Raw genomic sequence first — 14,241 nt, forward strand, 5'->3', positions numbered from 1 at the left:
GTCCTCGGCATTCCGCCGGACACGGCCGATTCCGGTACGCGGGGCGGTAGTCTGCCCGGCATGGCGGACGCGGAGATCGGCGTTATCGGCGGTTCGGGCTTCTACTCCTTCCTCGACGAGGTGACCGAGGTCACGGTCGAGACCCCGTACGGACCGCCCAGCGACTCGCTCTTCCTCGGGGAGATCGCCGGTCGGCAGGTCGCCTTCCTGCCCCGGCACGGCCGCGGCCACCACCTCCCGCCGCACCGCATCAACTACCGCGCCAATCTGTGGGCGCTGCGCGCGGCCGGCGTCCGCCAGGTCCTGGGCCCGTGCGCGGTCGGCGGCCTGCGCCCGGAGTTCGGGCCCGGCACGCTCCTCGTACCGGACCAGATCGTGGACCGCACGAAGACCCGTACGCAGACGTACTTCGACGGGGTGCCGCTGCCGGACGGCAGCATCCCGAACGTGGTGCACACCGCCTTCGCCGACCCGTACTGCCCGGCCGGCCGCCGGGTCGCCGCCGACGCGGCGCGTGGGCGCGGCTGGGAGCCGGTCGACGGCGGCACGCTCGTCGTCATCGAGGGCCCGCGCTTCTCGACGCGCGCGGAGTCCCGCTGGCACGCCGCGCAGGGCTGGTCGGTCGTCGGCATGACGGGCCATCCCGAAGCGGTCCTGGCCCGCGAACTGGGGCTCTGCTACACCTCGCTGACCCTGGTCACGGACCTGGACGCGGGCGCCGAGGCCGGCGCAGGCGTCTCCCACGACGACGTCCTGCGGGTCTTCGCCGAGAACATCGGCCGACTGCGCGAGGTCCTCTTCGACGCGGTGGCCGCACTGCCCGCGGCCACGTCGCGCGACTGCGACTGCGGCACCGCCCACGGCGACCGGGAACTGGGCATCGAGCTGCCCTGACGGCGCGGCGCTCACCCTCGCGGGTGACGGGGATGTCCACAACCGGCGGGTAGCCGCTCCGCCCGTCCACAGGCCCCGACGGCCTCCGCCGATTTCGGTCAGGGTGATCCCGTCCGACGACCCGGCGCACCGACGCCGGGCGTGTGATCCCCTTTCTCCGGCGGTGACCGAAATGACCCCTTCTCCATACACCAACCGCCCACTCCCCACACCCCCGTTGTGTGAGGTTCCACACTTCGAGCCATTCCGCATCAGCGGTGCGCGACGCTGGCGCGCACCCCTGCCGAAAACCCGGCGGTACGCCGTTTTCGCTGGCCTGGCGGCCATCGCGGCCGCTCTGGCGCTCACCCCACCGGCCGGCGAAACCCGCGCCGAGGGCGGTTTCAGCCATTCCGTTCTACTGGCCGATACGCACATGGCAAGCAAAACTGTGAAGAACGGTGGGGCAGCCACGCGATGTCGCAATGTGGCGATTTCGCCCCGTACGGCGGTAACGCCATGCTGACCCGTACTCACGCTCCGTCCATCCGCCGGTCCGTTGTGACCGCTCGGTCGGCCGTGCCCTGCCGTTTCGTAAGTAGTGCCGATGCCCCGGACGGGCTCGGCGTCCGTAGTACGTGTGGAAAGAGGCTGTCAGGTGAGCGACGAGAAGAGCGGCGTCCTGCAGGGATTCAAGGAATTCCTGTTGCGCGGCAACGTGGTCGAGCTTGCGGTTGCCGTCGTGGTCGGAGCCGCGTTCACCAATATCGTGAACGCCGTGGTCAAGGGCGTCATCAACCCGATCGTCGGTGCGCTCGGGTCGCAGAACCTGGACCACTACAAGACCTGCCTGACGACCTGCCCCGTCGACAAGAAGACCGGCGAGTTCACCGACGGGATCTACATCCTCTGGGGCTCGGTGCTCAGCGCCGCGCTGACGTTCCTGATCACCGCCGCGGTCGTCTACTTCCTCATGATCCTTCCGATGAACAAGTGGAAGGCGCGCCAGGAGGCCAAGAACCCGGTCGAGGAGGGTCCGGTGGACCCGACCGAGGTCGAGCTGCTGGTGCAGATCCGCGACGCGCTGGTCAGCCAGCGGAACGGCTCGGAGCCCGTCACGGGCGCGAACGCGATCCCCGGGCCCGCCTCCGGCCCCGTCTCCACGGAGAAGTCGCAGAACTGACGCGTACGGCCGTTCCACGCCACGGAGACGGCTCTCCGGACAGCCGCGGAAGCGGCGGCTCCGGAGAGCCTCCGTCGCGGCTCCGCGGAGCCGTCAGAGGTGATGGGGCGGCTTCTCGTCCAGGAAGCGCGCCAGGTCGGCGGCGCTTCCGCCACCCGCTCGGGGACGCTCTCCCCAGCCCCGGTCCGTGTCGTCGGACGACTGCTGGTCCAGCGGATCATCGAAGATCAACGCGGCGGCCCCCGGCCGGCTTTCGCCCGCGCTCGGGCGGCCCTCGTTCTCGGTTGCGGCGTCCGCTGTCTCACTCACCCCTCCAGGGTACGGCCGGTTCAGTCGGCCGTGAGGGCCTCGTGCCACCAGCGGTCGCGGCCCGGCTGCCAGGCGACGGGGCGCGGGCAGCGGCTCACGACGAGCACCGTCCGTACGTCCGTGCCGCCGCGCGCCAGGGCCCGGTCCAGCACAGGCTTCACCGGACGCACGGCGCCGTCCCAGAAGCCGGCGTCGGCGGTGATCACGACTTTCGCCCCGGAGCTCCTGAGCCGCTCGGCGAGTTCGGGAGCCCGCATCGACACGGGCAGGGTGCTGCGCACCGCGTCGATCCGGCCGCACGCCAGCGTGACGATCACCGATTCGGGGACCAGGGGCAGATGGACGGCCACCCGGTCGCCGGTGCGGACGCCGGAGCGGGCCAGGGCGGCGGCGGCCCGTACGGACTGGTCGATGAGCTGCTCGTGGGTCAGCTCGTCGAAGCGGCCCGGCTCACCGGTCCAGCTCAGGGCGACCTTCATCGCTTGCGGGGCGAGGCCCGGATCAGCGGGCTCGGAGGGTACGCGGCGCAACATGCGGCCAGCGTGGCGGCCATGGATCAACGTTCATTGAACGTGCGATGGATGCCCCGGCCATCGACCTTGCGGAGCCCCGCGGCACCTGCGCCCCGAGCCGCCGCGGAGCGTCCTGGTGTGGCCTCGCCCTCCCACCCTGCCCCTGAGAGCCTGTGGGCAACCCGCCGGGCGGGCTTCCGGTCCCGGTCCGGCGGTGCACACCGCTCACCGACTCAGGAGGCGCAGATGTCCACCTCACCCCACCACCCGCACGGGGCCCCCTCCCCGTCCGAGTCCCCGTCCGAGGACCGCTCCCGGGTCCACCACGGCATCGTCATCGTCGGTGGCGGCACCGCCGGCATCACCGTGGCCGCGAGGCTGCGGCGGGCCGGAGCACCGGACGTGGCGGTGCTGGAGCCCTCCGGCACGCACTGGTACCAGCCGCTGTGGACGCTGGTCGGCGGCGGCCAGGCGCCGCTGCGGGCGTCGTTACGCACCGAGGCCGAGGTCATGCCCGCCGGTGTGCACTGGCTGCGGGAGTCGGCGGTGTCCGTCGACCCGGCGACCCGTACGGTCGGCACGGCCTCGGGCAGGACCGTCTCGTACGACCGGCTGGTGCTCGCGCCGGGGCTGCGGCTGGACCCCGACGGCGTGCCCGGCCTCGCGCAGGCCCTCGGCCACGACGGCGTGAGCAGCAACTACATCCCCGAGCTGGCGCCGCTCACGTGGGAGCTGATCCGCGGCATGAAGAGCGGCACGGCGGTGTTCACGATGCCGGCCGGGCCGGTGAAGTGCGGCGGCGCGCCGCAGAAGATCGCGTACTTGGCGGCCGACCACTGGCGCAAGCGCGGCGTGCTGGACCGGATACGGGTCGTGCTCGTGCTGCCCGAGACGGCGATGTTCAAGGTGCCGGAGTTCGGTCGGGTGCTGGAGGACGTGGCCCTGCGGTACGGCATCGAGGTACGGCTGCGGTCGGAGATGGTGTCCGTGGACGGCGCGGCCCGCGAGGCCGTGATCGTGAACCACGCGACCGGCGACAAGGAGACGATCTCCTACGACCTGCTGCACGCCGTGCCGCCGCAGGCGGCCCCCGAGTGGATAGCCGGCGGGCCGCTGGCCGACCCGGACTCGCCTTTCGGATACGTGAAGGCCGATCCGGCGACGCTGCAGCACCCGGACCACCCCGAGGTGTTCGCACTCGGGGACGTGGCGAACCTCCCGACGTCCAAGACCGGCGCGGCGGTACGCAAGCAGGCCCCGGTGCTGGTCGCCAACCTCCGGGACTCGCTGCGCGGCCGTCCGCTCCGGGCCCGGTACGACGGGTACACGTCCTGCCCGCTGGTCACCGCGCGCCACAAGATGCTGCTGGCGGAGTTCGACTACGAGCTGAAGCCCGCTCCCTCGGTGCCGTTCCTGGACACGACGAAGGAGCGGACGGACATGTGGTTCCTCAAGCGGTACGGACTGCCGCAGTTCTACTGGCACGGGATGCTCAAGGGCCTGGCCTGACCTCGCCGCCCTCCGTCCGCAGGTCCGTGGCCGGGAGCGTGTCCGCGACGACGCAGCTGACGTTGTCCGGGGCCCCGGCCGCGCGGGCGAGCCCGATCAGGTCGCGTACGGCCTGGTCGGGCGTGCCCCCGGAGGCCAGGACGCCGCGCAGGTCGGCGTCCCGGACCACGCCGTACAGACCGTCCGAGCAGAGGAGGTAGCGGTCGCCGGGCCGGGCGTCGTGCAGCTTCATGTCCGCGACGGGGAGCTCGCCGTCCCGGCCGTTCAGCGCCCGCAGCAGCAGGGACCGCTGCGGGTGCGCGGACGCCTCTTCCGGGGTGAGCCGGCCCTCGTCGACGAGGGACTGGACGAGGGTGTGGTCGTGCGTGATGCGGAAGAAGCCGCCGTCGCGGAAGAGGTAGGCGCGGGAGTCGCCGACGTGCACCAGCGCCAGCCGGGAGCCGGTCCACAACATCGCGGTGAGGGTGGTGCCGCTGTCCTCGCCCGCGCTGTGCTCCGCGACGGCACGGTGGGCGCGCCCGACCGCCTCGCTGAGGGTGTTGAGGATGTCGCCGGGCTGCGGAGCCGGGGCGTCGCCCAGGCTGCGCAGCGCCTCGATGGCGGCGGTGCCGGCCGCCGCGCCGTCCGCGCCGAAGCCGTCGGCGACCGCGAGCAGGCGGCTGTCCGCGTACGCCGTGTCCTGGTTGCCCTCGCGTACCAGTCCGGTGTCCGACAGGGCCGCGTAGCGGATGCCGGTGATCGTCCCGTGGGTCATGGCCGGGTCCCTTCCTCGCAGTTGGTCGATGAGGAAGGCGGCCAGGTCACGTCCGGCCGCGGTGTCCGCCTCGACGCCCGTCCAGTACGCCGCGATCTCCGCGGCGGCCTCGGCGGGGGCCAGGTCGCACACCGTCCGGATGCGGGCCAGCGGCATGCCCAGGCGGCGCAGCCACGCCACCAAGCGGGCGCGTTCGAGCTGGTCCCGGGCGTAGAAGCGGTATCCGCTGAACGGATCGACGCGGGCCGGGCGCAGCAGGCCCAGCTCGTCGTAGAGCCGCAGCGCCTTCGGGGACAGCCGGGAGGCCCGTGCGAACGCCCCGATCGTCAGCAGACCGTCCGCCACCATCCGTCGCCCCTCCCCCGTGCCTCGCCGCAGCCACAACCGTGGCCCTGGACCTGGACCTGGACCTGGCCTAAGTCCTGGCCCTGGCCCTGGTCCTGGCCGTAGTCGGGCAGGGCCTTGGCCCGCCGGCCGGCCGGTCGCTCGACCGCCCGGCCGCCTTCCACGACCGAGGCTGGGCTCTGCCCCAAGGGCAAGGTCAACGCGCCACGGGCCCCCCACCGGAACACTCCCGCGGGATTCCCCCATGGGAGCCCCGCCCTCAGTCCCCCGCCACTTCCCTCCCCAGCCCGGTCAGGGCGGCCGCCACCAGGGCGCGGGTGCCCATCGTCAGGGTGGGCTGCTGGACGGGGGCGAACCGTGCGGAGTGGTTGGACGGGATGTCCTGGGAGATCCGGCCGGCTTCCAGGGCCTTGCGGAAGGCGGCCGGGTCCCAGCCGCCGAGCCACCAGTAGTACAGCGGGGCGTCCGCTGCGGTCGCGAGCACGCCGGCGTCCTCGCTGCCGGAGGCCGGGTCGTACGGGAACAGCGCCTGCTCGCCGAAGAGCCCGGCGAAGGCCGCGTTGACCTCGCGCAGCGCGTCGGAGTCGTTACGGGTGACGGGGAAGCCGGCGATGGTCTCGGTCTCCGGGGCGCGCGCCGCACCGGACGCCGCGGCCTCGGCGCGGGCGATGCGCTCCACGGCGGCCAGCACGCGGGCGCGCACCTCCTCGTCGAAGGTGCGGATGCTGAGCTGGACGGTGGCGTGGTCGGGGATGACGTTCGGGGCGTCGCCCGCGTGGAAGGAGCCGACGGTGACGACGGCCTGCTCCCGCGTCGCGGTCTCGCGGGCGACGACGGACTGCACGCGCTGCACGAAGGCCGCGGCCATCAGGATCGGGTCGACGGTGGTCTCGGGGCGGGAGCCGTGGCCGCCGGTGCCGTGGAAGGTGATCCGCAGGCTGTCGGCGGCGGCCATGCAGGCGCCGTCGTGGTACGCGATCAGGCCCGCGCCCAGCGGCGCGACGTGCTGGGCGTAGACCACGTCCGGCACCGGGACCCTGTCGTAGAGCCCGTCGTCGATCATCTTCTGGGCGCCGCCGCCGTCCTCCTCGGCGGGCTGGAAGAGCGCGACGAGGGTGCCGGACCAGTGGTCGCGTCCGGCGGCGAGCAGCCCGGCGGCACCGATCAGGCAGGTGACATGGACGTCATGGCCGCAGGCGTGCATCACGCCGTCATTGGTGGAGGCGTACGGCAGGCCGGTCTGCTCGGTCACGGGAAGCGCGTCCATGTCGGCGCGCAGCAGGACCGTCGGTCCGTCGCCGTTGCGCAGGACGCCCACCACGCCGGTGCGGCCGATGCCGGTGAGCACGTCGAAGCCGTCGGCCTTCAGGCGCCGGGCGACCTCGGCGGCGGTGCGGGTCTCCTGGAAGGACAGCTCCGGGTGCCGGTGGAGATCTTCGTAGAGGGCTTCGAGGTCCGCCATGCGGGCGTCGAGCGGGGCCAGGACCATCTCTCGCGCGCGATCGCTCATGTGCCGTATTCGATCACGGAAGGGCCATACCGGGACAGCGGACCCGGCGCGTCCGGCGGGTGCCGCGGGTCACCTGCCGGGCCCCGCGGTGACGAGGCCGTGGGTGGCCGGAGTTCGCAGGGTGTTCGGGAGGCGTCGGTGACAGACGGGCCCGGCGCTGCCACGGTGGACCCTCGATACGGGACGACTCAGCCCGGTTCATGTGAGTGACGGGAGGCGGACGTTGACCACATCTTCAGCCGGCCGGTCCACGGAGCGGCCCATGGCCGCGCCCACGGTCCCGCTCGCCGGCCGTCCGGCGAACCCCGCCGACGGCAGGGCGCCGGAGGACCCGGTCGCCTTTCTGATCGAGCACGCGCTGGGGCATCTGTTCTCCGCCGCGCTGCGCACCGCCGTGCAGTACCGCGTCGCCGACCACCTCGCGGAAGGGCCGCGTACGGTCGAGCAGCTCGCCGAGGCCACCGGCACGCACGCTCCCCACCTGCGGCGTCTGCTGCGCTACCTCGCCACCCGGGACATCTTCCGCGAGGACGCTACCGGGGCTTTCCATCTGACGCCGGGCGCGCGGCCGCTGCGTTCCGATGTGCCGCACTCGCTGCGGGACGCGGTGCTGATGATGACCGACGAGACGTTCCGGCGGTCGTCGGCGGCGCTGGCGGAGACGGTACGGACCGCCGGGCCGTCCTTCGACCGGATCTTCGGGGCGCCGCTCTTCGAGTTCCTGGCCGCCGATCCCGGGACGCGGGAGCTGTTCGACACGGGGATGGCGTCCCTGTCCGGGCCGGTGGACGGGCCGGTCGCGGAGAGCTACCCGTTCCCCGAGGGCAGCACGGTGGTCGACGTCGGGGGCGGGCGGGGCGGGCTGCTGCGTGCCGTCCTGGAGCTGCACCCCTCGGTCTCCGGGGTGCTCCACGACCAGGCGCCGGCGATCGCCCGGCACGTGCTGGACGTGCCGGAGCTGGCGGGCCGCTGGCGTGCCGAGACGGGCGACTTCTTCGCGTCCGTGCCGGAGGGCGGCGATGTGTACGTGCTCAAGCACGTGCTGCACGACTGGTCGGACGCGGCGTGCGTGGACATCCTGCGGCGGGTCCGGGACGCGGTGCCGGCGCACGGCCGGCTGTTGATCGTGGACTCCGTACTGCCGCCCGGCAACGCGCCGCACTACGGGAAGGCGATGGACGTGGCGATGATGGCGGTCGTCGAGGGCAGGGAGCGGACCGCCGAGGAGTACGCCACGCTGCTGTCGGCGGCGGACTTCCGGCTGACGCGCGTGCTGTCCACGCCCGCGTTCCCCTCGATCGTGGAGTCGGTGCCGGCGGCGCGGACGGCGCCCCGGGCGACGGGCGGGACGGGCGACGCGGCAAGCGCCCCGCGGCCCTGACCGTCCGGCCCACGCGGCTCACGACGACACCGGCTCCGTCACGGCGTCGCCGCCCCCGGTACCGCTCCGCCCGGTACGGCCGCCCCCGGTCCCCGCAGCCGCAGGGCGGCCAGCGGTATGAAGCCGCCGGGGCCGCCGCCGGTGTCCGCAGCCCGCCCGTACAGGCTGCGCAGCATCGAGACCGCCAGTCGCTCGCCCTGGTTCTTGGCGCGCTCGGCGCGCGGCCCGGCGTGCAGGCCGTCCACGGTGGCCCGCCACAGCTGGACCCAGCGCCCGAAGTGCGCGGCGGTCAGCGGCCGGGCGCGGTGCAGCCCGGCGTGCACCCCGAAGACCTCGCGGCGGTGGTCGGCGGTGCGGAACAGCGCCCGCTCCCAGAAGTCGGTGATCACCGGCAGATGGGCGGCCAGGTCGGTGCCCGCGACCTCGGTGAAGTGCGGGCCGATCAGCGGATCGGCGAAGGCGGCGGTGTAGAAGCGGCGCAGCAGCCGGTCGAGGTCCGGGCGGCCCGCGATGTCCGCACGCTCCTCCGGGGGGCCGCCCGCCGGTCCCTCGGGCCGGGGTGCGGGCATGGGTGTGTCGGTCACGTCCTCGCTCCTGCCGCTTCTCCGCGCTCCCCCTGTCCATGGTGCCCCACCCGCAGCCGTGGCTCACCCGGAGCCGGAAAGCGGAGCTTCCGGGGAGGGCCGGATCCGGTCATCCCCCGGTGTCCGGGAGGCAGCGACCGCCGGGGCCGCCGTACAGTACGCGCGCCAACTGTCCGTCGCACGCCGGGGGATGTCCGCGTCCCGCGGGCATCGAGCGCCTCAGGGCATGATGTGCGGATCAGGTGGAAGCAAGGGCCCGGGGAGACTGAGCGCGCCCCGGGAAGGGTAGGGTACGTATTGCCCCTTTTTATGCCCAGCAAGCGCCGTCGCGCGAGGAGTTGTCACACCATGGCAGGCCGGCACGCCCAGCCCAGTGAGCGAATACGCCTGTCCCGACGCGGCAAGGCCGCCGGTGGTGCGGCCGTGGTGGTGCTGGTGGGCACCGCGCTGTGCGCCTGGCCCGCCTCGGGGGACGATCACCGCCCCGACGGGACCTCCGTCACGGCACAGGACAGCCCCACCGCCGGCACGTCGTCGAAGCAGCGGCCGACCGGGCTGAAGCAGGGCTCCCCCGTCCGTTCCGAGCCGGGCCACATCCCCGGGCTCGACGCGTCGATGCGGGACCGTATTCCGGCCAAGTCCCAGCAGGTCCTGGTCGTCACGGGCGAGGACACCGACTCCCACGACTCCACCGTCACGCTCTACACCCGCGCCAAGGACTCCGAGAAGTGGTCAGCGGGCGACGCCTGGCCGGCGCACAACGCCGCCAAGGGCTGGACGAAGGACCACCACTACGGCGACCTGCGCTCCCCCGAGGGCGTGTTCACGCTCAGCGACGCGGGCGGCAAGCTGGCTCCGCCGCGTGGCACGAAGCTGCCGTACGACCACAACTCCTCCTTCGTGGCCAACGGATCCGGCGTGGAGGGCGAGCCGCTGGCCGGCGCGTTCGACTACGTGATCGCGATCGACTACAACCGCGTCGCGGGCTCCTCGCCGCTGGACACGCGGCGCCCCGAGGGCGCGGCCAAGGGCGGCGGCGTCTGGCTGCACGTCGACCACGACGGCCCGACCCAGGGCTGCGTCAGCCTCAAGGCCGACAAGATGCGCGAGCTGCTGCGCACGCTGGACCCGGCCAAGCACCCGGTCATCGTGATGGGCCCCTCGGGCCGCTGAGCCCCGCCCGGTGCGGCCTGCCCCGCGCCGCGACCCCGTGGTACGCATGACGCATGGCTGACGTACCCGGCGCCCCGGCCCGCACCCCGCACGGCCCCCGTGACGCGCTGACGGACGTACCGGGCCTCCGGGTCGGGCACGCGCAGCGCACCGAGGACGGATACCTCTCCGGCACGACCGTCGTCCTCGCCCCCGAAGGCGGCGCGGTCGCCGCCGTCGACGTCCGGGGCGGCGGGCCCGGCACCCGGGAGACCGACGCGCTGGACCCGCGCAATCTGGTGCAGCGCGTGGACGCCGTCGTACTGACCGGCGGCAGCGCCTTCGGGCTGGACGCGGCATCGGGCGTGGCGGCCTGGCTGGAGGACCACGGGCGGGGCTTCCAGGTGGGGCCGGAGCCCGCGCAGGTGGTACCGGTGGTGCCGGCCGCCGCGCTCTTCGACCTCGGGCGGGGCGGCGACTGGCGGGCCCGCCCGGACGCGGCGCTCGGCCGGGCGGCCGTCGAGGCGGCGCACCGTAGCGCTCCGGGCGCCGCGGTGCCGCAGGGCAACGTGGGCGCGGGGACGGGCGCGGTGGCCGGCGGCCTCAAGGGCGGCGTCGGCACGGCGAGCGCCGTCCTGCCCTCCGGGGTGACGGTGGCGGTACTGGCGGTGGCCAACGCCGCCGGCTCGCCGGTCGACCCGGTGACCGGGATGCTCTACGGGCGGCTGTACGAGGGCGAGGCACGGCCGCCGGCGCCCGAGAGTCACACGGCGGCGGTGCGGCGGCTGGCCGCGGCCCGCGCGGAGTCGGCGGCCCGCTCGGCGGCGTCGGCACGCCCGCCGCTGAACACCACCCTCGCCGTCGTCGCCACGGACGCCGCCCTCACCCGCGCCCAGGCGCAGAAGCTGGCGGGAACGGCGCACGACGGACTGGCCCGGGCCGTGCGCCCGGTCCATCTGCTGTCGGACGGCGACACGGTCTTCGCGCTGGCCACCGGTGACCGGCCGGTGGTGCCGGAGAGCGCGGCGGCCGACCCCGCGTTCGCCGTGCACGCGGAGGCCGGCGCGGTCAACGAGATCCTGGCCGCGGGCGCCGACATGCTGACTCGCGCCGTCGTGAAGGCCGTACTGGCCGCGGAGAGCGTCGACGGGCCGGGCGGCGTCTTCCCCTCGTACGACGATCTCTACGGGGCTCCCTGAGGGCCCTGAGCGCCTTTCAGGCCCCACCGTGGCATCACCCTCGTGGCGGCCCATCAGGCTCCCTCGTAACGCTGGCTCCTCACGCCCCCTCAGGCGCCCGCCTCCGACGCTCGGCGCGCCCGGCAGCCGGGAGCCGCCGCGCCGCACCCACCGCTCCCGCCGGATCGCCGCGCGCATCCCGGTGGTAGAAACGGCCTTATGTCCATACCGCCGCCCACACTCGTCCAGCCGGCCCCCGCGGAGCAGCCCGCCACCCGGCGCCGGTTGTGGTGGCACCGGCTGGTCCTGGGGCTGTGGTACCGCCCCGTCGAGGTGCTGGACGAGGCACGCGACCGCGGTGCCTGCAGCGCCGCGGTGCTTCTGACGCTGCTCGGCGGCGCGCTCGGGCTGCTGGCCTCGGGGTCGTTCCGGTCGCAGTGGCGGACCGGGCCGCGCGAGGTGGTGTGGCAGCTCGCCGGCGTCACCGAGGCGGGCGTGCTGGTCGCCAGCCTCGGACTGGGGCTGGTCACGCACGCCATGGCCCGCACGCTCGGCGGCAACGGCCGGCTCCGTCCGACGGTCAGCCTGTTCGTCGTGGTGTTCTGGGTGACGGATCTGCCGCGGCTGCTGCTGGCCTTCGTTCTCCCCGAGCACCATCCCGTCGCCCAGGCGGTGGCGCTGACGACCTGGGGTTTCGGCTGCGCGCTGGCGGTGCTGCTCATCCGTGGCCAGCACCACCTGCCGACGCTGCGCGCGGTGTGCTCGGTGGCGGTCCAGATGCTGGCATCACTGGCGCTGCTCAAGCTCGGCCCGGTCGACTGACGGCCGCTCACCCGAAGGCTGCCGACCTCCCGAGCGCACGCTGACGGCCGCTCATCCGGCAGCGGCTTCGTGGGCCGACTCAGTGACGCCTGGTCAGCTCGCGCACCAGTCCGGCGAACGCCTCGCGCTCCGCCGCGGTCAGCTCGACGCTCTCCGACGGCGGGACGACCTGCCGCGGTACGGCCTTCAGCAGCCGCTGCGCCGTGCCCGGCGGCTGGGGCGCGGGGCGGTCCCTGCGTACGGTTCTGACCAGTCCGACGGCCCAGGCGAGCGTCGCGAGCAACAGGACGGCCAGGCCGATCTGCTGCAGGGTCGAGACGGAGGGGAGCATCCGGTCCTCCATGACGTACGGGCGCGGCGCCGGCGCGCTGGGCCCCGGCGGCTGACGCGGATCAGTAGACACCACGCCTCGATACTTATGACAGGTTTTTATAGGACTTAGGCCCTGTAGTGATGCATCTCCCATCACTACCGGACCTTCCCGCATCACTCAGGGTCCTTCCCGCATCACGCCACAACCATCCCTCATCCCACCGCATCAGGTGTGCCCCCCTCAAGAAACGCCGACGCCACCGCACGAATCCGGCCACGGTTCCGAACCGCCCTCGCAATGATCCGGCGGCCCGCGGCGCGGCACCCCGGCTTCCGCCTGTTTCACCGGTATGTCCGCACCACTCCTGCACGGTGGAGTCCGGCGGGGCGCGTTGGACGCATCGGCGGGTTCCGTCCGGCCAAGATCGTCCGCGAGCATGGCGGCGCACCACTCACTCGATACGACAACCGGCCCAGCCGTACGGGAAAGCCGGACAACCGGCCCACCCGACAACTGGACCACCGGACAAGCCGAAAACCCGACGGAGGAGTGCGCGTGGATCGTACGGACCTGCCGAAGCCGCTCGACGGGGTGCTCGTCGCCGACTTCAGCCGGGTGCTGGCGGGGCCGTTGGCCGCCGCCACCCTGGCCGATCTGGGCGCCCGGGTGGTGAAGGTGGAACGACCCGGCGCCGGGGACGACACCCGGTCCTGGGGCCCGCCGTTCGCGGCCGACGGCACCGCCGCGTACTTCGACGCCGCCAACCGCTCCAAGTACGGCCTCGCCCTGGACCTCTCCGCGCCGGACGACGCCGAGGCCGCCCGCGAACTGACGGCCAGGGCCGACGTCCTCATCGAGAACTTCCGGCCCGGCGCGCTGGCCAAGTACAGCCTGGACCCGGCGTCCTCGCTCGCCGCCAACCCGGGCCTGGTGCACTGCTCGATCACCGGCTTCGGCTCGGGCGAGGGCGCCCGCCTGCCCGGCTACGACTTCGTCGTGCAGGCGGTCGGCGGGCTGATGAGCATCACGGGTGAACCCGGCGGGCCGCCCCTGAAGGCCGGCGTGGCGCTGGTGGACGTGCTGACCGCGAAGGACGCCACGACCGCGATCCTGGCGGCGCTGCGCCACCGGGACCGTACGGGCGAGGGCCAGCACGTCGAGGTGAACCTGCTCTCCTCGCTGCTGGGTTCGCTGGTCAACCAGGCGTCGGGCCACCTGGCCACCGGCCGCGACCCGGCCCCGATGGGCAACCGGCACCCCAGCATCGCGCCGTACGAGACGCTGGCCTGCCGCGACGGGCTGCTGGCGGTCGCGGTGGGCAACGACCGGCAGTTCCGGGCGCTGGCCACGGCGCTCGGCGCGCCCGAGCTGGCGGACGACCCGCGTTTCGCGACCAACCCGGACCGGGTGGTGCACCGTTCGGAGCTGGTCAAGGAGCTGGAGGCGCGGCTGGCCGCGGACACCCCGCGGGGCTGGACCGAGCGGCTGAGCGCGGTATCGGTGCCGTGCGGGCCCGTCAACACCCTGAGCGAGGCGGTCGAGTTCGCGTCGGATCTGGGGCTTGATCCTGTCGTTCCGGTCGGCGCCGACCGGGTACCGCAGGTACGCAGCCCGCTGCGGCTCTCCCGTACGCCGGTGGCCGAACCCACCGCGCCGCCGCGGCTGGACGAACACGGTACGCAGCTCCGCGAGTGGCTGGCCGGACCTTCCGACCAGCCACTTCCCCCACACGTGTGACATCGGTCACAACATATGGAGAGCTGCAACCAAAACGGCTCACAGTCGCTGTTTAAGAACAGTGGACCAACACTCTTGC

General features: G+C 73.5%; 14 protein-coding genes. 8 read left to right on the forward strand and 6 right to left on the reverse strand.

Going from position 1 to position 14,241, the window contains the following annotated elements:
- Positions 1–60: 60 nt before the first annotated feature.
- Both ACIGQF_RS13625 and mscL read left to right on the forward strand, forming a co-directional pair.
- Positions 61–894, forward strand: a complete 834-nt coding sequence (locus ACIGQF_RS13625) for an S-methyl-5'-thioadenosine phosphorylase (protein WP_399709315.1) — start codon at positions 61–63, stop codon at positions 892–894.
- Between the two features lie 586 nt (positions 895–1,480).
- On the forward strand, positions 1,481–2,056 hold the full coding sequence (gene mscL / locus ACIGQF_RS13630; protein WP_399709318.1) for a large conductance mechanosensitive channel protein MscL: 576 nt from the start codon (positions 1,481–1,483) through the stop codon (positions 2,054–2,056).
- A gap of 93 nt (positions 2,057–2,149) precedes the next feature.
- Here the strand turns inward: mscL and ACIGQF_RS13635 are convergent, their stop codons facing one another.
- Positions 2,150–2,365 (reverse strand): hypothetical protein, encoded by a 216-nt coding sequence (locus tag ACIGQF_RS13635; protein WP_399709321.1) that lies wholly within the window; start codon positions 2,363–2,365, stop codon positions 2,150–2,152.
- Between the two features lie 20 nt (positions 2,366–2,385).
- Entirely contained in the window at positions 2,386–2,898 is a 513-nt protein-coding gene (locus ACIGQF_RS13640; RefSeq protein WP_399709324.1) for an AMP-binding protein, read from the reverse strand.
- A 225-nt stretch (positions 2,899–3,123) separates the two neighbouring features.
- Here ACIGQF_RS13640 and ACIGQF_RS13645 point away from each other — a divergent pair, with 225 nt between their 5' ends.
- On the forward strand, positions 3,124–4,386 hold the full coding sequence (locus ACIGQF_RS13645; RefSeq protein WP_399709327.1) for an FAD-dependent oxidoreductase: 1,263 nt from the start codon (positions 3,124–3,126) through the stop codon (positions 4,384–4,386).
- Here ACIGQF_RS13645 and ACIGQF_RS13650 read toward each other — a convergent pair.
- A complete protein-coding gene (locus tag ACIGQF_RS13650; protein WP_399709330.1) occupies positions 4,370–5,488 on the reverse strand; it encodes a MerR family transcriptional regulator in 1,119 nt (372 codons plus the stop codon). The two genes, ACIGQF_RS13645 and ACIGQF_RS13650, sit on opposite strands and share 17 nt — an antisense overlap.
- A 256-nt stretch (positions 5,489–5,744) precedes the next feature.
- On the reverse strand, positions 5,745–6,995 hold the full coding sequence (locus ACIGQF_RS13655) for an amidohydrolase (protein WP_399709333.1): 1,251 nt from the start codon (positions 6,993–6,995) through the stop codon (positions 5,745–5,747).
- 262 nt (positions 6,996–7,257) lie between these two features.
- On the opposite strand from ACIGQF_RS13655, the gene ACIGQF_RS13660 reads away from it, so the two are divergent.
- On the forward strand, positions 7,258–8,376 hold the full coding sequence (locus tag ACIGQF_RS13660; RefSeq protein WP_399709336.1) for a methyltransferase: 1,119 nt from the start codon (positions 7,258–7,260) through the stop codon (positions 8,374–8,376).
- Between the two features lie 38 nt (positions 8,377–8,414).
- On the opposite strand, the gene ACIGQF_RS13665 is transcribed toward ACIGQF_RS13660, so the two are convergent.
- Positions 8,415–8,960: a group III truncated hemoglobin gene (locus ACIGQF_RS13665; protein WP_399709339.1), complete on the reverse strand. Its 546-nt coding sequence runs from the start codon at positions 8,958–8,960 to the stop codon at positions 8,415–8,417.
- Positions 8,961–9,308: 348 nt separating this feature from the next.
- Between ACIGQF_RS13665 and ACIGQF_RS13670 the strand changes: the two genes are divergently transcribed.
- The 3 genes from ACIGQF_RS13670 to ACIGQF_RS13680 all read left to right on the forward strand — a co-directional run bounded on the left by ACIGQF_RS13670 (position 9,309) and on the right by ACIGQF_RS13680 (position 12,112).
- Positions 9,309–10,133 (forward strand): L,D-transpeptidase family protein, encoded by an 825-nt coding sequence (locus ACIGQF_RS13670; protein WP_399709342.1) that lies wholly within the window; start codon positions 9,309–9,311, stop codon positions 10,131–10,133.
- Positions 10,134–10,186: 53 nt separating this feature from the next.
- Positions 10,187–11,311 carry a P1 family peptidase gene (locus ACIGQF_RS13675; RefSeq protein WP_399709345.1) on the forward strand — a complete coding sequence of 375 codons (1,125 nt, stop codon included), beginning with the start codon at positions 10,187–10,189 and terminating at the stop codon, positions 11,309–11,311.
- Positions 11,312–11,509: 198 nt separating this feature from the next.
- A complete protein-coding gene (locus ACIGQF_RS13680; RefSeq protein WP_399709348.1) occupies positions 11,510–12,112 on the forward strand; it encodes a YIP1 family protein in 603 nt (200 codons plus the stop codon).
- A 79-nt stretch (positions 12,113–12,191) separates the two neighbouring features.
- Here the strand turns inward: ACIGQF_RS13680 and ACIGQF_RS13685 are convergent, their stop codons facing one another.
- Positions 12,192–12,515, reverse strand: a complete 324-nt coding sequence (locus ACIGQF_RS13685; protein WP_361558586.1) for a hypothetical protein — start codon at positions 12,513–12,515, stop codon at positions 12,192–12,194.
- Between the two features lie 459 nt (positions 12,516–12,974).
- Here ACIGQF_RS13685 and ACIGQF_RS13690 point away from each other — a divergent pair, with 459 nt between their 5' ends.
- Complete coding sequence (locus tag ACIGQF_RS13690; protein ID WP_399709353.1) at positions 12,975–14,162, forward strand: CaiB/BaiF CoA transferase family protein; 1,188 nt, start codon at positions 12,975–12,977, stop codon at positions 14,160–14,162.
- Positions 14,163–14,241 lie beyond the last annotated feature (79 nt).

It is taken from the genome of Streptomyces sp. NPDC053560, assembly GCF_044544605.1.
GTDB lineage: Bacteria > Actinomycetota > Actinomycetes > Streptomycetales > Streptomycetaceae > Streptomyces.

Coding starts and splice junctions, on each gene's coding strand:
- ACIGQF_RS13625 (WP_399709315.1), top strand. CDS start 61: ATGGCGGACGCGGAGATCGGCGTTATCGGCGGTTCGGGCTTCTACTCC.
- mscL (WP_399709318.1), top strand. CDS start 1,481: ATGCCCCGGACGGGCTCGGCGTCCGTAGTACGTGTGGAAAGAGGCTGT.
- ACIGQF_RS13640 (WP_399709324.1), bottom strand. CDS start 2,898: ATGTTGCGCCGCGTACCCTCCGAGCCCGCTGATCCGGGCCTCGCCCCG.
- ACIGQF_RS13645 (WP_399709327.1), top strand. CDS start 3,124: ATGTCCACCTCACCCCACCACCCGCACGGGGCCCCCTCCCCGTCCGAG.
- ACIGQF_RS13650 (WP_399709330.1), bottom strand. CDS start 5,488: ATGGTGGCGGACGGTCTGCTGACGATCGGGGCGTTCGCACGGGCCTCC.
- ACIGQF_RS13655 (WP_399709333.1), bottom strand. CDS start 6,995: ATGAGCGATCGCGCGCGAGAGATGGTCCTGGCCCCGCTCGACGCCCGC.
- ACIGQF_RS13660 (WP_399709336.1), top strand. CDS start 7,258: ATGGCCGCGCCCACGGTCCCGCTCGCCGGCCGTCCGGCGAACCCCGCC.
- ACIGQF_RS13670 (WP_399709342.1), top strand. CDS start 9,309: ATGGCAGGCCGGCACGCCCAGCCCAGTGAGCGAATACGCCTGTCCCGA.
- ACIGQF_RS13675 (WP_399709345.1), top strand. CDS start 10,187: ATGGCTGACGTACCCGGCGCCCCGGCCCGCACCCCGCACGGCCCCCGT.
- ACIGQF_RS13680 (WP_399709348.1), top strand. CDS start 11,510: ATGTCCATACCGCCGCCCACACTCGTCCAGCCGGCCCCCGCGGAGCAG.